Raw genomic sequence first — 19,263 nt, 5'->3', positions numbered from 1 at the left:
TTTGGAGGGGCAAAATGACTAGAAAGAAAGCGCATATTATTTCTCATTCTCATTGGGATAGAGAATGGTTTTTACCACTAGAAAGTTTGAGATTTAGACTTGTTACGCTGATGGATGAAGTAGAAGCATTACTTGATAAGGAAGTTGGATTTCATCATTTTCATATGGATGGACAAATGATTATGTTAGAAGATTATTTAGCTGTGAAACCCGCGAAAAGGGAAAAAATGAAGCAGCTGGTTGCGGACGGAAAACTGCGAATCGGACCGTGGTACATGTTGCAAGATGCTTTTTTGACAAGTGGAGAAGCGAATATTCGTAATTTGCAGTATGGTCTAGAAATGGCAGAAGAATTCGGTCAAGTAGAGAAAATTGGTTATTTTCCTGATACGTTTGGTTTATATGGACAAGTGCCACAACTCATGCGCCAAGCCGGTTTCGATACGGTCGTTTTCGGTCGTGGGGTCAATCCAACCGGCTTTAACAACCAAGTTTTTGATAGCGCTTTTGCCTCGAAATATTCGGAGATGTTTTGGGAAAGCCCGGACGGTTCGAAAGTATTAGGAATTTTACTCGCAAATTGGTATTCCAATGGCAATGAAATTCCGGTGGAAAAAGAAGCCGCGAAAGTTTTCTGGGATAAGAAGTTAGCGGATGTGGAACGGTTCGCATCGACGGATGAATGGCTATTTATGAACGGCTGTGATCATCAGCCAGTGCAAACTGATTTAGCGGAAGCATTGGAAGTGGCGCGGGAACTTTATCCTGAGGTGGAGTTTATCCATAGCCATTTTGAAAAATATCAAGAGGCTGTCAAAGCTGGTCTTGCCCCCGAAAAATTACAAACGGTTCACGGAGAATTAACGAGCCAACAATCAGATGGATGGTCCACGCTCGCCAACACAGCATCTTCACGTATTTACTTAAAACAAGCAAATGCGAAAATAGAGCGTTTATTAGAGCGTTTGGCTGAACCGATTTCTGTGATGGCGACGGAAGCAGGTGTCCAGTATCCACATGAATACTTAGCTTATGCTTGGAAATTACTTATGGAAAATCAAATCCATGACAGTATCACGGGATGTAGTTTGGATGAGGTGCACCGTGAAATGGAAGCTCGTTTTGAAAAAGTCGAACAAGCGACTATGGCGATTATTCAAAATGCCGCACGTCAAATCACGGAACAAATCACAACGAATGAAGCGGGCATTCCCATTACGGTATTTCATTCAGGTGGTCTCGAAGCAACGAGAACCATAGAACTCGAACTTGAAACAGATGCAATTCACTTTTCTGAGATGCATTTTGAATTAATACCAGACGAATTAGCGAAACTTCCAGAGCAAAGTTTTCGATTAGAAACAAGCACCGGCGAAGAAATTCCGGTTGTTGTTGAGTCGCTTGGCATTCGTTTTAATTACGATTTACCAGAACGGAAATTCCGCGATTCTTATTTTGCGAGAAAGTACAAACTAACCTTCACCGTAGAAAATTTGCCAGCGGTTGGGTATGAAACAATTTACGCACATCCGGTCGATTTGGTGAATGAATCAGCGAACCAAACACAAGATTTCTCTTTAGAAAATCGCTTTTTAAAAGTGGAAATTGCGGCGAATGGGACGTATACGATTTTAGATAAAGAAAAAGCGATAGAAATTGCAGGTGTTGGGGCATATGAGGATGCGGGCGACATCGGTAATGAATATATGTTTAAAGAAACCGGCGATAACTTACGAATAAATACACTCCATTCCAAACCGGCAATTCGAGTACTACGAGAGGATAAACTCGGCAAAACAATCGAAATAAACCATGAAATTGAAATACCAGAAAGCGCAAGTTCCGCCTTTGCGGAAGAAAAACGTCGCCTAATATGGCATCCTGACCGGCAGTCGGAGCGCTCGGAAAATTTTACTACATTTAAAATCACGACAGAATTAACGCTAAATAAACACGATAAACAATTAACTATCCGAGTGAAACTAAATAATAACGTAGATGACCATCGACTCCGCGTCCTTTTCCCGACTGGAAAACAAACAGAAACACATCAAGCGGGAAGTGTTTTTGAAGTAGTAACACGCGCGAATAAACAAGTCAAAGAATGGACGAATCCTGCTAAAGATAACCGAAAACAAGGCTTTGTTGCTAGTGGAAATATCGTTGTCGCAAGTCTTGGTTTACCAGAATATGAAGTAAGCGAACATGGTGACAAACTAGAATTAACATTGCTTCGCGCAGTATCTGAAATAGGCGATTGGGGTGATTTTCCGGCATATGAAGCGGAATGCCACCGAGAGATTACAGCAGAGTTTCACGTTTTCCTAACAAATGATTCTGATGTTGCAAATAGCTCCATCCCAGCACAAGTAAACGCACGCTTGACTCCTATTTTTGCATTCCAACACAAATCAACAACGAAAGAAAAAATTCTCGCAGAAAAAAGAGATTTTGCAGAATGGAAAACAGAGGCTGGATTTGTCTTCTCAGCATTTAAACTCGCTAAAGACAACCAACCGATTATCCGATTCTTCCAAACCGCAAGTGAACCAAAACAGCTACAGACGATGCAACCGTGGCAGAAATCGACTATTTTGGAAGAAACGACGGGAGATGCCAAGAAACAATTTACCGCTAGTCCAAACGAAATCATCACTTTAAAAGGAGTGTAATACATGACAAACAAAGTACCAGCAAGCTTTAGCAAATGGATAGAGAAAGTGAAAACGACTTTTCCAGAAAACAAAAAACTTCACCGCATGTTTGAAAAATGTTTTACGAATACGTATACAACTACCTTACAAGAAACAGAAGAGGGGCTTCCATTTGTTATTACAGGAGACATTCCAGCGATGTGGTTACGCGATTCTACAAGCCAAATTAGACCATATTTAATTGTGGCGGAAGAAGACGAAGAAATGGCGACTGTTATTGAAAACCTCGTAAAGTTACAAACTAAATGTATTTTGCATGACCCATACGCGAATGCTTTTAATAAATCGGCGAATGGTGCGGGATTTCAAAACGACAAAACAGCAATGACCGACCTGGTTTGGGAACGAAAATATGAAATTGATTCACTTTGCTATCCGATTCAATTAGCGTATCTATTATGGAAAAGCACCAGCCGTACAGGTCATTTTACCGAAGAATTTAGAAAAGCATTGCATCAAATCATCGAAGTTTTTAAAATCGAACAAAAACATACAGAGCAAAGTCCGTATCGTTTCGAACGAGAAAATGTACGTCAATCAGATACCTTAAATAATAACGGAAAAGGAACAGATGTAAGCTATACTGGTATGTCTTGGAGTGGCTTTAGACCGAGTGACGACGCGTGTATGTATGGCTATCTTGTGCCGAGTAATATGTTTTTAGTTGTGGTGATGGATTACGTCCAAGAAATAATAGCGGCGTTTTACCCGGATGATAAAGAATTGCTGAAAGATAGCGCAGATTTACGAAAAGAAGTTGCTGCAGGGATTGAAACCTATGCGAAACAAGCGCATCCCTATTACGGCGATGTTTACGCGTATGAAGTTGACGGAACGGGGCGTAAATTATTTATGGATGATGCTAACGTGCCAAGCTTGCTCGCTGCACCGTACTTAGGTTTTTGTAAGAAAAATGATCCTGCATACCAAGCGACTAGAAAACTAATTTTAAGCCGAGAAAATCCTTATTTTGTCGAAGGTAGTGTACTTACAGGAATTGGTAGTCCACATACACCTGATCATTATGTATGGCCGATTGCGCTTAGCATCGAAGGATTAACGGCAGAAACAGAAGCGGAAAAACAAGCCATTTTAGAGATGCTGATTGCCGGAGATGGCGGAACGGATTATATGCACGAAGGTGTCAACGCCTCGAATCCAGCTGAATTCACGCGCGACTGGTTTGCTTGGTCGAATGCAATGTTTAGTGAATTTGTTTTAAGCATGTGCGGTGTGTACGTAAAAGGCAGCCCATTAAGTAAATAAAAAAAGAAAAGTCTGGGCGAAAACTCAGGCTTTCTCTTACTATCAAAGGAGAGAAAAAGAATGAAACTTATTGATAAATTTTCAGTTATTAGCGACTGGATTATCCGGCTCGTCTGGACAAATTTAGTATGGCTTTTCCTTGTGTTGATCGGCGGGATTGTGCTTGGCTTTATGCCGGCAACGGTTGCTTTATTTACGATAACGAGAAAATGGGCGCGAGGCGATTTAGATGTGCCAGTTTGGAAATCTGCTTGGCAAACTTATAAACAGGTGTTTGTTTCGGCTAATTTAGCGGGTGCAATTTTTGCGCTGATAGGGATTTTCCTGTATGCGGATTTGCGGATTGTTTTTGAATTAATGCAAGGTTTTTGGTCGACGATTTTATACTTTTTCTTAATGTTTTTGCTTTTTCTTGTGGGTATTGCCTTTTTACAGTATTTCACGGTATTTGTTCACTTTCAAATGAAAAATGCGCGTGCTTATGTCGGGCAAGCATTCTTGCTCGCGATTACTAGTTTTAAAAATACCTTTATGATTGTGGTTGGACTTGTTTTTTGCGCATGGTTAATCTCGAAAATGCCCGCTTTTCTTTTATTCATTTCTGGCGTTTTGCCAAGTTATTGGATAATGAAAATCAACTTACACCGCTTCAAGCAAATGGAACCAAAGTAACCCCTTACATTATTGCAGATAGTATGCAATAATCAGAAAAGAAGAGGGGGTAGTAAAGGAATATGACACAGGAATTGCCACGTAAGCGCGTTTTCAAAAGAATGTTACTAATTTTTTCTTTGACAAGTCTTTTTACGGTGAGCTTGTTACTTTTTTTCATATATAAGTACTATACAAATATTCAACTAGATGCCAACCTCCAAAAAGCAGAAACCATTGCGAGTAAGCAGCTGGACGCACTTTCGGAGAAGCAAAAGGCGTTAATTAGTTTAACACAAGATATTTATCGTAATAGCGATTTGATGCAAGATGTTCAAATCGCGATGACAAACGATTACGGTAGTTATACAGAGCAAAATATCGATAACTATTTTAAAAGTAAAAATTTTTATTCTGTAGATATGCAAACGTATTTACAGTCTTATTTTTCGTATGATGAGGATATTATCGCGCTGCAGCTCATTTCGGATGATGGTAGTTACTCTTATACATTTCCGAGCCGTTACCGGGAATGGAAAGAAACGGTTGATACATATGGGGAGGCAAATATCGCCACCGAAGCATCAAAGCAAGGAACATTTTATACAATCGAAAATAAAATAGTCGTGAAACAGCCGATTAATGATCCAGGTACATTAAAACAAATGGGTTATTTACTTTTATACATTGATCCAACGTTTCTAAGCAAATGGATTACGAAAGATTATCAAAACTCGACTTTTCAAATACAAAACACAAAAGGAGTCGAGGTATATTCCAACCACCCAAAGAAACAAATCCAAACGCCTGAAAAACAAGGATGGCTTCAAGCTGACAACAAAAAAGTATACTTTCAAAAAACAGAAGACGAAACAAATGGCTTGAAAAACAATACCTTTTTATATCGAGTAACAGATGATAGTGCGCCGCTTATCGAACTTACTTTATTTGGAATTGGACTGTTATTAGTTATTTTTTCTATCAGTATTAATTTTGTTATTAGTAGACGTTATTCTAAACGGATTTTAACCATTATTGGTGGGATGAATCGGGTGGAAAATGGGACGCTTGATGCAAAGCTTCCGGTTGATAATAACGGGGATGAATTGACGATGATTAGTGAGCGGTTTAACCATATGACAGAAAACCTCGATGCCTATGTGAAGAAGGTCTATAGCCTAGAAATGGAAGAACAAAAAGCGCGGCTCAAGGCACTCCAGGGTCAAATGCAGCCTCATTTTCTTTATAATTCACTAGAAGCAATTAGGATGAATGCGCGCGTAGAAGGAGCCAAAGCGACAAGTGATATGATTTATCAACTTGCAACACTACTGCGCTACACAGCTAATCACCGTGAAATCACCACTTTAGGTGAAGAAATCAATTACGTGAAACAATATGTCCGCTTTATGGAAATGCGCCACGAACAGCCAATTAAGCTAGAAATCAATATTGAAAAACGTTTCAATCATACACAGATTCCACGGTTTGCTCTGCAGCCGCTTATTGAAAACTTTTTCAAATATGCTTATAAAGAAAATCAAAATCCAATAGTCGTAATTACGGTCACTGCAGAAAATGAAAATTTACAATTTAGAATTGAAGACAATGGTTCGGGAATCGATGCAGAGAAATTAAAAGAAGTGCAAGCAACAATTGAAAGTAAAGATGAGACGAGCCACATCGGTCTAGCTAATTTAAACAAACGATTGCAACTTTTATATGGAGAAACTTATCAATTAACAATTAAAAGTAAAGCAAATGAAGGTACTGTTATTATGTTTCAAGTGCCTCAAAATACGGGAGGAGAAAAGTAATGCTAAAAATTGTACTAGTAGACGACGAACCCCTTATTCTCAAAGGTTTAGAAAGTATTATTCCAGAATTTGAGCAATCGATTGAAATTATCGGGACAGCCAAAAATGGCGCAGTAGCCTTAGATTTATTTGCTAATCAACAAGTAGATGTCCTTTTGACCGATATAGAGATGCCTGTAATGAACGGACTAGAATTAATTGATGAATGGAAAAAACGACAACCCGCAACTAAAACGATTGTTCTTTCCGGATTTGAAGATTTTCATTATGTGAAACGCGGACTTTCAGCGGGAATCGAAAATTATTTACTAAAACCTTTAAATGAACAAGAATTAAAAGAAACGTTTATACAAATAGAGAAAAAACAAATGACAGACAGTGTGATACCAAAGGAAGAAGCGTATTACATCTTACGGGACAATACGATTTGGCGTTGGCTAAATTTACGAATTAACAAAGAAGAGTGGGAAGAGCGCCTGGCATTATACGATATGATTTTAAATTCAAAGGAAAATGCTGTTCTCATTCAAATTCAACCAACAAAAGAAATCAATCTGACTGAATGGAAAAATCTTTCTGAACAATATCGGAAGGACTTTCCATTTATGCTACTTACGCCAGAAAATGAAATAATTATAGGAATAACCGAACCAACCTCGATATCCGAACAAATTTTAGCGATTCACCAAGATGTGAAAAAACGCCTTTCGAATGAAGCTTTTTACCTATTTATCAGTGAAAAAGTGCAAGGTGAAATGATGTACCCGCAAGCCTTTCGCCAACTTACTAGGTTGCTTCCGGAACGACTTGTTCAAGAGCCTGGAAGCCTAATTGCCTATCAAAAACGTACCAAACATACTTGGCGTCCGAAAAGAAAGCAACATCAACTTGCGAAGCTCTTAGTGATGAATAACGAAAAAGAAATTAAAGCGTGGATCCAGCACTTTTTTAAAGAATGGAATGACCATAAATTGGAAAGCGACCCACATCAAATGCTCCATATTTTGAATGAGCTGCTTGTGATGATGGCGGAATCGGATCCGAAAGAGTTAAGCGAATCCATGGGGAGAATTGCCGAAGAAACGAGTATTGAGGGATTGGAAGAGGCGACGCTAGCCTACGCTATTCGTTACTATAATCGCAAAAAACAAACAGATGAATCAAAAAGCCCCATTATTCAAAATGTGCTTTCCTATATCACGGAACATTTCGCAGAAGGAATGTCTTTAAAAACGCTCGGTAACGACTTTCATATTAATGCTGTTTATCTCGGTCAACTTTTTCAGAAAGAAATGGGCGAACACTTTACGGATTATCTAAATCGCTACCGGGTGAACTATGCAAAAGAAGAATTGCTTCAAACAAAAGATAACTTAACTATCATCGCAGGGAAATCTGGTTATACCGATATGGCTTATTTTTATCGACAGTTCAAAAAGCACACAGGCGAAACACCAAATCGTTACCGAAAAATCCATCAATAAAATTATTTCTAATATTTGTCTATAAATCTAAACATCCGCAACTATTTAACCCCTCGTAAAAACGATAAACTAAAGATGTTGAAAGCACTTACAAAAAAGAGGGGTGAATGGATTGAAAAAAGTTTTATCACAAATTCGAGCTAATCGAATTTGGCTTTTAATGGTACTTCCAGGCCTCCTTTGGTTCCTGGTTTTCTCATACTTACCAATGTTTGGTACAGTGATTGCATTCAAAGATTACAAGATTGATGGGAAAGGATTTTTATCCAGTATTATGAGTAGCGACTGGGTGGGACTTGAAAATTTTAAATTCCTATTCCAAACAAACGACGCTTTTATTATTACCCGAAACACCGTTCTTTATAATTTAGTATTTATTATTGTTGGGCTGTTTCTTGGTGTAGCACTTGCTATTATTTTCAACAGCTTACTAAATAAGCGAGGAGCAAAAATTTATCAAACGGGAATGCTTTTCCCCCATTTTTTATCATGGGTAGTTGTCAGCTATTTCTTGTTCAGCTTTTTGAGCGAAGACAGTGGGCTGATGAATAATATTTTACTTGCATTCGGACAGGACCCGATTTCCTGGTATAACGATCCGAAATACTGGCCGTTTATCCTTATCATGATGAATGTTTGGAAAGGCCTAGGTTATGGAAGTATTGTCTACCTTGCAGCGATTGCCGGAATTGACCGGACCTACTACGAGGCGGCTATGATTGATGGTGCTGGCAAATGGCAACAAATTAGGCATGTAACAATTCCGGCATTAACGCCACTGATGGTTATTTTAACGATTTTGAATGTCGGGAAGATTTTTAACTCTGATTTTGGTTTGTTTTATCAACTACCGCGAAATTCAGGCCCGCTTTATCCAGTGACGGATGTTATTGATACATATGTATACCGAGGTTTAACGTCACTTGGAGATATGAGTATGAGTGCGGCAGCTGGCTTCTATCAGTCCATCGTTGGCTTTATTCTAGTGTTACTCACAAACTACATCGTGAAAAAAATAAATCCAGAATATGGCTTATTTTAGAAAAGGAGGCGAGGTGCTTTGGCAGAACAGCTTGAAGCAGTGAGTGAAATAGAACAAGTCCGGGGTGAAATGGAAAAACCGGCAAAAGATAAACCAGCTAAAGACATTATTGGTTTTGGGAAAAAGATGAACGTAGCGATGAATATTATGCTCGCTTTCCTAGCGCTCATTTGTATTTTTCCATTTTTGTACATTATTGTTATTTCTTTTTCTAGTGAATCATCTCTGGCGGCAAACGGCTTTCAACTAATACCGAAAGAGTGGAGCATGGAAGCGTATGAGTACTTATGGAAGATGAAAGGACAACTATTACAATCATACGGTATTACCATTTTAGTTACGGTTATTGGTACGGTATGTAGTGTTGCAATGATTGCTCTTTACTCTTACGCGATATCAAGACCACAATTTAAGTATCGTCGTCAATTTACATTTATTGCCTTTTTTACCATGTTATTTAGTGGCGGGATGGTGCCTGCATATATCGTGATGACGCAATTTTTGCACTTACGAAATAGCATTTGGGCGATGATTTTACCACTAGCAATGAATGCTTTTTACATTATGATTATGCGCACGTTCTTTTTACGGTCTATTCCAGAACCAATACTTGAGGCGGCCCGAATTGAAGGTGCTGGGGAACTACGGATCTTTTTACAAATGGTCGTTCCGTTGTCCTTACCGGGACTTGCCACAATTGCACTCTTCTCGACACTCGGATACTGGAATGACTGGTTCCAAGCGTCACTTTATATTGATAATCCGAATTTAGTACCACTACAATCGCTACTTATGAAAATTGAAAACAACTTAGAATTCATGCGGCAAAACTCTGAAATTGCTTATACTGCCGGCGCGTTTAAGTCCATACCACAAGACGGTGCAAAAATGGCGATGGTTGTTATTTCGACATTACCAATCGCAATCACCTATCCGTTTTTCCAAAAATACTTTATTAGTGGACTCACAATTGGCGGCGTAAAAGAATAAAAAAGATGGAGGGAATTTAATGAAGAAGAAATGGGGAGTAATCATCGCATCACTCTGCTTGCTACTAGGTTTAAGCGCATGCGGAAGCGATGAGAAGGCAGATGCAAATGAAGTTCCGACACTGAAATGGTACATGATTGGAACGCCACAAAAAGACACGGAAGAAGTTATGAAAGAAGTAAATAAATATACGGAAGAAAAAATTGGCGTCAAAGTAGAGATGACTCAAATCGACTGGGGCGACTACGGCAAACGGATGCAAACCGTTATTAACTCAGGTGAAAACTTTGATATTGCTTACTCTGCAGCGGGAGAATTCGTTTCTTACTCACAAAAAGGCGCATTTTTGCCATTAAATAAATATCTAGATAAAGAAGGCAAGAAAATGAAAGCCGAGTTAAATGATGTACTTTGGGAAGGTGCAACCATTGACGGAAACATTTACGGTGTTCCTTCCAACAAAGAAGTCGGCGAGCAACAAGTATACGTTTTTAACAAAAATCTTGTCGATAAATATAAAATGGACGTAACGAAAGTAAAAAACTTTAGCGATTTAGAACCAATGTTAAAAACAATTAAAGAAAACGAACCAAGTATCACACCAATCGGCGGGAACAAAGACTTTAAGCCAGCATTCCCATATGATTATTTGATTGATAATGCAGTACCTCTTCCTTTTGCAGTAAATCAATATGAAGACACTGGCAAAATCGTTAACTTCTATGAGCAACCCGAAACATTAGATATCCTAAAATCGCTTCATAGCTTTTACCAAAAAGGATATGTCACAAAAGATATCGCAACCTCCACAGATCCATGGTCATACGATAAAGAAAACTGGTTTGTGCGGATTGAAAAATACCAACCATATGCAGAAAATATTTGGGATAAAAATACAGGCGGCAAATATAAAGTAGTCACACAGCCAATTGCTGAAACTCCTATCATCAAAAATAACTCTGTAACTGGTGCGATTCAAGCTGTTTCTGTTACGAGCCAACACCCTGAAGAAGCAGTGAAATTCCTTGATTTACTAAACACGGATGAATATTTACGTAATTTAGTCGACAAAGGAATTGAAGGAACCCATTATAAAGAGTTAGATGACGGTAAAATTCAAGATCTACCAGCACGTGTGGAACGTTACAGCATGCCAACGTATGCGCTTGGAAATCACTTCATTCTAAAATTATATGAAGATGAGCCAGCGGATAAATGGGATCAATTTAAAGAATTCAATAAAAAATCAGTTGCATCACCGGGCTTAGGTTTCTATTTTGACTCCTCTAAAGTTCGAACTGAAATAGCTTCGATTACCAATGTGTGTAATGAATTTGCACCGGCGCTTCTTACAGGAACAGTGGATCCTGTTGAATATACAGAAAAATTCAAAGCGAAATTAAATGATGCAGGTATGAAAAAAGTAATGAAAGAAATGCAAAAACAATACGATGAATACCGTGCTTCACAAGATTAAATGCGAGAAAAGACTTAGTTTATCTAAGTCTTTTCTTTTTTTATATATAACAGTTTTCATATAATTATATAACAGTTTTTGAGTCAAGAACCTTGCAATAATTCTTTTAAGTAGTATAATAATTCTTGTAAATGAAGAATTTTTGAAAACTGTACTATTGAAATTTTAATAATTTATATAACAAAAGGATGATAACGATGGCGAAACTAGAAAAAGACCAAGAAAAAGTAATAACACAAGGGAAATCAGGAGCAGATTTAGTTGTAGACAGCTTAATTAATCAAGGTGTTACGCATGTATTCGGGATTCCGGGAGCGAAAATTGATAAAGTTTTCGATGTGATGGAAGAACGCGGACCAGAATTAATTGTCAGTCGTCATGAACAAAATGCGGCGTTTATGGCTGCTGCTATCGGTCGTCTAACTGGGAAACCTGGTGTTGTACTTGTAACTAGTGGCCCCGGCGCATCAAACCTTGCCACTGGACTTGTAACAGCAACTGCTGAAGGAGATCCAGTCGTTGCGATTGCTGGAAACGTAACTAGACAAGACCGCCTAAAAAGAACCCACCAATCAATGGATAATGCAGCACTTTTTCGTCCAATTACAAAATATAGCGAAGAAGTAGTTCACGCTGAAAGTATTCCAGAAGCAATCACTAACGCTTTTCGCTCGGCAGCAGAACCAAACCAAGGCGCTGCTTTTGTCAGTTTGCCACAAGATATCGTGAATGAACCAAACGTACCAGTAAAAGCGATTCGCCCACTTGCTAAACCAGAAAATGGTCCTGCTTCCAAAGAACAAGTTGCGAAACTCGTTGCCCGTTTGAAAAAAGCGAAATTACCGGTATTGCTATTAGGTATGCGAGCATCTAGCCCGGAAGTAACTGGCGCGATTCGTCGCTTACTCCAAAAAACAAGCATCCCAGTAGTAGAAACTTTCCAAGCAGCTGGTGTCATTTCACGCGATTTAGAAGATAACTTCTTTGGACGTGTTGGTCTATTCCGCAACCAACCAGGAGATATTTTATTGAATAAAGCGGATTTAGTTATTACGGTTGGCTATGATCCGATTGAATACGATCCAAAAGCTTGGAATGCCTCTGGCGATAGAACGATTGTGCATTTAGACGACATTCGAGCTGATATCGATCATTATTATCAACCGGTGACAGAGCTAGTTGGAAACATCGCGCTTACTTTAGACCGTGTAAATGCGAAATTTAGCGGTTTGGAATTAGCGGATAAAGAACTAGAAACATTAAAAGAACTTCACGCCCAATTAGAAGAACGAGATGTTCCGCCAGAAAGTGATGAAACTAACCGGGTACATCCCTTGTCGGTCATTCAAACGCTACGTTCGGCAATTGATGACAACGTAACTGTGACGGTCGATGTTGGTTCACATTATATTTGGATGGCGCGTCATTTCCGCTCTTATGAACCACGCCGTCTGCTTTTCAGCAACGGTATGCAAACGCTCGGTGTCGCGCTTCCTTGGGGAATTGCTGCAACACTCGTACATCCGGGTGAAAAAGTGGTTTCGATTTCTGGTGACGGTGGCTTCCTATTTTCCGCAATGGAATTAGAAACAGCTGTCCGCTTGCGTGCGCCACTTGTGCACCTTGTATGGAATGACGGAAGCTATGACATGGTTGCTTTCCAACAAAAAATGAAATACGGCAAAGAAGCAGCTGTTCGTTTTGGCAATGTTGATATCGTAAAATTTGCAGAAAGTTTCGGAGCAAAAGGTCTTCGCGTAACAAATCCAGCAGAACTTTCTGATGTATTAAAAGAAGCGCTTGAAACAGAAGGTCCCGTCGTTGTAGATATTCCAATTGATTACCGTGATAACATCAAACTCGGCGAAACTTTACTACCTGACCAATTTTATTAAAACGTTAAAAATCTCTCGGATTTCCCGGGAGATTTTTTTATAGTTAAAGGTTGACTTGGAGTGGGCTTCAAGGTTTATGCTGTAATAGTACTAGAAATTAACTAGGAGGGTTTTGAATGGAATATGTTAAATTTGGCAACACTGGCTTGGATGTTTCAAAAATCTGTTTAGGAACAATGGGGTTCGGTGATAAAGACAAATGGATTCATAAATGGGTTTTGGACGAAGCGAACAGTCGCCCTATCATAAAAAAAGCACTCGATTTAGGCATAAATTTCTTTGATACTGCGAATATTTATTCTTATGGTGAGAGTGAAAAAATCGTTGGACGTGCACTAAAAGACTATGCTAACCGCGATGATGTTGTTTTAGCGACCAAGGTGCAACAAACAATGCGCCCGGATCGCCCGAATAGTGGTGGCTTATCCAGGAAAACCATTTTGAGTGAAATCGACCATAGTTTAAAACGCTTAGAAACAGATTATGTGGATTTATATATCATTCACCGTTTTGATGAAAATACGCCGATTGAAGAAACGATGGAAGCTTTACACGATGTCGTTAAGTCCGGGAAAGCGCGTTACATTGGAGCGAGTGCGATGTATGCTTGGCAGTTCCAAAAAGCACAACGCGTCGCAGAGAGAAATGGTTGGACAAAATTCGTTTCCATGCAAAATCATTATAATATGATTTACCGGGAAGAAGAGCGAGAAATGATTCCGTTTTGTCGCGATGAAAAAATTGCGATTACACCATACAGCCCGCTAGCATCAGGACGATTAACGCGAGATTTGAATGAAACAACCAATCGTTCCGAAACGGATCCAGTTCAAAAATCCAAATACGATGACATGATGAATGCAGATAGAGGTATTATTGAACGTGTGGCTGAACTTGCGGAAACACACCAAGTATCTCGAGATAAAATTGCTTTAGCGTGGCTATTAAATAAAGATGAAATCACTTCGCCGATCATCGGTGCGCAAAAAGAAAGTCATCTGGAAAGCGCGGTAGAGGCGCTAAATATTCAATTAACGGCAGCGGAGGTTAACTATCTAGAAGAATTATATATTCCGCACCCAGTAGTTGGAGCGCTACCTACAACTAAATAATCAAATGGAGCATGAGTTGGATGGAAAAATCTGACTCATGCTTTTTTTTATGTAAAAAGACTATTGACAAACAAAATGCAACCGTTTACAATAAAGTGGTATTAAAAATGTTTAAAGCTGTATCTTTTTAAAAAGTGAAATAGATAGATGATTTGAAAAAAGAGGTGGAAATATGGAATATAAAGACTTGTCGCCAGCAGTGCAAAGTGAAGAACAACTAAGACAGCTTATCCAAGAAAAAGTAGCAGCCGGAGAAACAAGTTTCCCATCAGAACGTGCGCTTGAAAACGAACTAGGTGTCAGTAGAACTACACTCAGACGGTCACTTGATACCCTTGAAAAAGAAGCGGTCATCCAAAAAAGAAACCGAAAAGGAATCGAAATCAATCAAAAGCAAACAATCAATATTTTGCAAATGAATTCCATGAGCAGCCAATTGCCGGGAGAACAAAAAGTAGAAGTAATGTCACAAGAAATAGTAGCTGGCAAAGACGAGGTGAATCACTTTTTAAACTTAAGCGAAGATAAGCCGGTGTTTAAATTAGTTCGTCGAAGAATAGTTGATAATAAGCCGTTTTCTTATGAAATATCTTTTATTGATAGCGCGAGATTTGCTGGTATTGAGAAAATCGATTTAAATAATTCCTCGCTATACAATGTGTTAGAAAAGCAGTTTGCTATTAAACCTACCTACGGGCGCGAAGAATTGCGCTATGTATCAGCGAATGAAAAGCTAGCAGAAGCGTTAAAGGTACCACTACACACGCCACTTTTTGAAGTAGTGAGTAAAGCATTTGATCAAAATGATGAACCTTTTGAGTACAGTAAACAATATCTAATTGGTAATCAAATTAAATACAAAATCAATGCGAAAAACATCTTTGATTACTTGGAGGATGAGTGAAATGGGAGCTAAAAAGCCACTTTTTGAAGTAATAGCTTCAGAAATAAAAGATAGTATTAATCGCGATGAATATAAGCCGGGAATGCTAATGCCGAACGAAACAGCCTTGCAAGAAATTTTTTCTAGTAGTCGGACAACGATTCGCCGCGCGGTAGATTTATTAGTCGAAGAAGGTTTAGTTGTTCGTAAAAACGGTGTTGGGCTATACGTCCAACCAAAACTAACAGCTCAGAACATTTTAGAAATGACAGGTGTTATGAAAACCGATACCAATGAAAATCTGAAAAAAGACATTAAAGACTTTTACATCCGTAAAGCTGGGAAATTTTACGCAGAGAAGTTTGGTATAAAAGAGAATGAACTTGTGTATTCTATCAAGTTTGTCCAAAAAAGTGAGCATGGTGTCACACTAGATCGCTTAATTTTACCACTAAGTTTATACCCTGATTTACAAGCAAAGGATTTTCAAATTATTAATATTATTGAGCTTGTTAATTCAGGTAAATATAAATTATTTGAGCTTGAGCAGGAACTTCAACTTATTTTAGCTGGGAATGAGCAAATCAAAAATATGCATGTAGACGAAAATGATCCTGTTTTCAAATTGAGTAGTGTCTTTTATGCAGAAAACGAGATGCCAATTGCCATCCAATATCATTATGAAGATGCTGAGTCGACCAAATATGTAGTTGATTTTAACTAATACGAAGGAGGAAGAAAAAATGATTCAATTTCTAAGAGTAGACCATCGTTTACTACATGGACAAGTAGCTGTATCTTGGTTTAATGCTTTAGATGTAAATACAATTTTAGTGGCAAATGATGGGGTAGCGGCGGACGATTTCCGTAAGTCGGCAATACGTCTCGCTAAACCCGAGGCGGCAAAACTAGTCATGAAAAGTATCGATGAAAGCATCGAAGCAATTAATTCCGGCGTCACCGACAAATACAACATGCTTATTGTTGTTGAATCGGTTGAAGACGCTTACAAATTAATCCATGGCACGAATGGTAAAATCCCGATGTTAAATCTAGGCGGAACAAAGCAAAGAGAAGGAACAGCCAATTTTTCCAAAGCAATCAATTTAACACCTGAAGAAGTAGCGAAGTTAAAAGAACTTCAAAAAGAAAAGGTAGATGTATTTATGCAACAAGTGCCTAACGAGAAAAAAGTAACCTTTGAAGCATAAAAGACGAAAGAAGGGATAAATTATGGAACAGTTTGGAACAGCGATTTTGCTTGCACTTGCAGCAATGCTTGCAAATGGAGAGTATTTATTTGGTTCATCGATGCTATCAAGACCACTGGTAACATGTACACTCGCCGGACTTATCATGGGTGATGTACAAATGGGGATTATTATGGGAGCAACTTTGGAATTAGCTTTTGTAGGATCTTTTTCTATCGGAGCATCTATTCCTCCAGAAATTATTTCAGGAAGTATACTAGGAACAGCCTTTGCGATTTCGACTGGCGAGAGTACAGCGGTAGCATTAGCACTTGGAATTCCGATTGCTTCCCTTGTACTTGTCGTTAAAAATCTATGCTTCATTTTCGTATTACCTTACTTTGTGCATAAAGCGGATAAATACGCACTCGAGGGTAATTCGCGAGGAATCAGTCGAATGCAACTGCTCGGTGGATTTTTATCGATCAACTTACCAATTGGTATTATTGTCGCAACGTCCTATCTAGTCGGAAGCCCAGTCATCCAAAACGTACTTGATGCCATCCCGGCTTTCGTTATAACAGGACTTGGAATTGCGACAGGTTTACTGCCAGCATATGGTTTTGCTTTACTTCTAAAATTAATGGTGAACAAAAAGAATGCCGTATTTTTCGTATTTGGCTTCGCATTAGCTGTTTATTTAAAAGTTCCTGTAACAGGCGTAGCGATTTTCGCTGCATGTTTAGCGCTAATTTTAACTGGTTATGCAACGCTTAAAAATGACAATGGTCCGAAGAATACGAATACAGAGCCAGCACTTGCGAATGATGGAGGTATAAATTATGAAGATGAAGAGTTCTGACGTATTAACAAAAAAAGACTTAATGAAAGTTTTCTGGCGCTCGTTCACGATGGAATGGTCATGGAACTACGAACGACAATCCAATCTCGGTTATGGATTTTCCATGCTACCAGCCTTAAACAAAATTTTTAAAAATGATAAAGATAAACGAATTTCTTCTTATCAAAGGCATTTAGAATTTTATAACGTAACACCGTGGCTTTCCACTTTTCCGCTCGGGATTTCGATTGCGATGGAGGAACAATCTGCGAAAGATAAAGACTTTGACACAGACTCCATCAACAATATAAAAGTAGCGTTAATGGGACCGCTGAGTGGGATTGGAGATTCGTTCTTCTGGGGAACTTTACGCGTTATCGCTACAGGTATTGGAACTTCCTTAGCGCTTCAAGGAAATATGTTAGGGCCGATTTTGTTCCTTCTTATTTTCAATATTCCAGCTATTCTGACTCGTTATTATGGATTATTTATTGGCTACAATATCGGAGCTAATTTTATCGAAAAAATTCAAAAAACTGGATTAATGGATAAACTCTCTTATGGTGCTTCGGTTATCGGGCTGGCTGTAGTTGGTGCAATGGTCGCCACGATGGTGAATATTAATATGCCAATGAAATTTGGCTCTGGTGATGATGCAGTAACGATTCAAAGTGTTTTTGACGGTATCGTCCCAGGAATCCTAGCACTTGGCTTCACCTTCTTTATTTTCTGGTTAGATAAAAAAGGACTAAAAGCACATTGGATTCTGTTATTAATCGCAGGAATTGGGATTTTAGGAGCGTTCACAGGTCTATTAAAATAAGTAGGTGAAAAAATGAAAAACATGGATTATTATATCCGGTCGGAACAAAGCGTTTATGAAAATATCATCCGAAGTCGAAAAGAACTTTTACAAAAGGTCATTCAAATGGAGAAAGTGGACTATCAAGCAATCGTTATTTTTGCAACAGGTTCTAGTTCTAATGCGGCATTCGCAGCGCAGTTATATATGTCAGATAAACTCGCTATTCCCGTATATGTGGAAGAACCGTCTACTGCAGGAAATTACATGCTTCACTTAAACAAAAACACCTTATATATCGCTATATCACAAGGTGGGCACAGTTATTCCACTATTCATCTCGTAAAAGAAATTGAACGTCAAGGTGGCATTGTTTTCACTTTAACGAGCGACTTAACAAGCCCGATTGCTAAAGAAAGTACGCGGGCAATTGATCTCGGAATGGGCATAGAAGAGATGCCATATGTCACGCTTGGCTATAGCGCAACCATTCTCATGTTGAATTTAATGGCGCTTGAGCTAGCCCTTTTACAAGAAAAAATATCGGAAGCGGCTTATCAGTCAGAAATCGCGGAGTTGAAGAAAATCACCAGTCATTTGCCAAAAGTAGTAGAGAAATCAGCAGCTTGGGTAGATGCGCATACACAGGAATTGATGGAAGCGGAACGAGTTTTCTTCATAGGATACGGCGCCGCTTATGGTGTAGCGCGTGAAGGAGAAACAAAAGTAACAGAAACCATCCGGATTACAGCTTTTGGTAAGGAGTTAGAAGAATATATGCACGGACCTTATATAGGTTTATCCGAGCAAGACTATATTATCTTCCTTGAACCTCAAGGCTTACTAGAAGACCGCGCAGAAAAATTAAAACAATTTTTACAAGGCCATGTAAAGAAAATCCGAACATTTTATGCGGATGCAGGCGGGGAAAAGACAGATGATTTATTACTCGGTGTGCGGGCAGCAGAACTTCTGACGCCGCTGTTTATGACTATCCCGGTTCATTTATTATCCTTTGAAATTTCCAAGAAAAAAGGAATTAATTTAGAAGTATCCGCTTTTCCAGAATTTGACCAAATAACGAAATCCAAAATTTAAC

General features: G+C 38.8%; 16 protein-coding genes. All 16 read left to right on the top strand.

What is annotated here, in order from left to right:
• The first annotated feature begins 14 nt into the window (after positions 1-14).
• The 16 genes from AB2Q86_RS10675 (at position 15) to AB2Q86_RS10600 (ending at position 19,262) form a co-directional block, all read left to right on the top strand.
• Entirely contained in the window at positions 15-2,672 is a 2,658-nt protein-coding gene (locus AB2Q86_RS10675; protein WP_012581014.1) for an alpha-mannosidase, read from the top strand.
• A 3-nt stretch (positions 2,673-2,675) separates the two neighbouring features.
• Positions 2,676-3,980: a glycoside hydrolase family 125 protein gene (locus tag AB2Q86_RS10670; RefSeq protein ID WP_012581015.1), complete on the top strand. Its 1,305-nt coding sequence runs from the start codon at positions 2,676-2,678 to the stop codon at positions 3,978-3,980.
• Between the two features lie 60 nt (positions 3,981-4,040).
• Entirely contained in the window at positions 4,041-4,652 is a 612-nt protein-coding gene (locus AB2Q86_RS10665) for a YesL family protein (RefSeq protein WP_012581016.1), read from the top strand.
• Positions 4,653-4,714: 62 nt separating this feature from the next.
• Positions 4,715-6,448, top strand: coding sequence for a sensor histidine kinase (locus AB2Q86_RS10660; RefSeq protein ID WP_012581017.1), 1,734 nt, complete (start codon positions 4,715-4,717; stop codon positions 6,446-6,448).
• Positions 6,448-7,932, top strand: coding sequence for a response regulator transcription factor (locus tag AB2Q86_RS10655; protein WP_012581018.1), 1,485 nt, complete (start codon positions 6,448-6,450; stop codon positions 7,930-7,932). Before AB2Q86_RS10660 ends, AB2Q86_RS10655 begins: the two co-directional genes overlap by 1 nt.
• 112 nt (positions 7,933-8,044) lie before the next feature.
• On the top strand, positions 8,045-8,974 hold the full coding sequence (locus tag AB2Q86_RS10650) for a sugar ABC transporter permease (protein WP_012581019.1): 930 nt from the start codon (positions 8,045-8,047) through the stop codon (positions 8,972-8,974).
• Positions 8,975-8,992: 18 nt separating this feature from the next.
• Positions 8,993-9,964 (top strand): carbohydrate ABC transporter permease, encoded by a 972-nt coding sequence (locus AB2Q86_RS10645; RefSeq protein WP_003739388.1) that lies wholly within the window; start codon positions 8,993-8,995, stop codon positions 9,962-9,964.
• 19 nt (positions 9,965-9,983) lie between these two features.
• Complete coding sequence (locus AB2Q86_RS10640) at positions 9,984-11,441, top strand: ABC transporter substrate-binding protein (protein ID WP_012581020.1); 1,458 nt, start codon at positions 9,984-9,986, stop codon at positions 11,439-11,441.
• A 197-nt stretch (positions 11,442-11,638) separates the two neighbouring features.
• Positions 11,639-13,336 carry an acetolactate synthase AlsS gene (gene alsS, locus AB2Q86_RS10635; protein ID WP_012581021.1) on the top strand — a complete coding sequence of 566 codons (1,698 nt, stop codon included), beginning with the start codon at positions 11,639-11,641 and terminating at the stop codon, positions 13,334-13,336.
• A gap of 116 nt (positions 13,337-13,452) precedes the next feature.
• Complete coding sequence (locus AB2Q86_RS10630; protein WP_012581022.1) at positions 13,453-14,448, top strand: aldo/keto reductase; 996 nt, start codon at positions 13,453-13,455, stop codon at positions 14,446-14,448.
• Between the two features lie 172 nt (positions 14,449-14,620).
• On the top strand, positions 14,621-15,352 hold the full coding sequence (locus tag AB2Q86_RS10625) for a GntR family transcriptional regulator (RefSeq protein ID WP_012581023.1): 732 nt from the start codon (positions 14,621-14,623) through the stop codon (positions 15,350-15,352).
• A 1-nt stretch (position 15,353) separates the two neighbouring features.
• Entirely contained in the window at positions 15,354-16,055 is a 702-nt protein-coding gene (locus AB2Q86_RS10620) for a GntR family transcriptional regulator (protein ID WP_012581024.1), read from the top strand.
• 19 nt (positions 16,056-16,074) lie between these two features.
• Complete coding sequence (locus AB2Q86_RS10615; protein ID WP_012581025.1) at positions 16,075-16,542, top strand: PTS sugar transporter subunit IIB; 468 nt, start codon at positions 16,075-16,077, stop codon at positions 16,540-16,542.
• 22 nt (positions 16,543-16,564) lie between these two features.
• Entirely contained in the window at positions 16,565-17,383 is an 819-nt protein-coding gene (locus AB2Q86_RS10610) for a PTS mannose/fructose/sorbose/N-acetylgalactosamine transporter subunit IIC (RefSeq protein ID WP_003723164.1), read from the top strand.
• Positions 17,364-18,185 (top strand): PTS system mannose/fructose/sorbose family transporter subunit IID, encoded by an 822-nt coding sequence (locus AB2Q86_RS10605; protein ID WP_003723163.1) that lies wholly within the window; start codon positions 17,364-17,366, stop codon positions 18,183-18,185. The genes AB2Q86_RS10610 and AB2Q86_RS10605 overlap by 20 nt, the downstream gene beginning before the upstream one ends.
• Positions 18,186-18,197: 12 nt before the next feature.
• Complete coding sequence (locus AB2Q86_RS10600; protein ID WP_012581026.1) at positions 18,198-19,262, top strand: SIS domain-containing protein; 1,065 nt, start codon at positions 18,198-18,200, stop codon at positions 19,260-19,262.
• The last annotated feature ends 1 nt before the right edge of the window (position 19,263 follow it).

The organism is Listeria monocytogenes, from assembly GCF_041765605.1.
In the GTDB taxonomy this organism is placed as follows: domain Bacteria; phylum Bacillota; class Bacilli; order Lactobacillales; family Listeriaceae; genus Listeria; species Listeria monocytogenes_D.
Note: the sequence above shows the minus strand (reverse complement) of the source record. Positions and strands in the feature narration are given on the sequence as shown.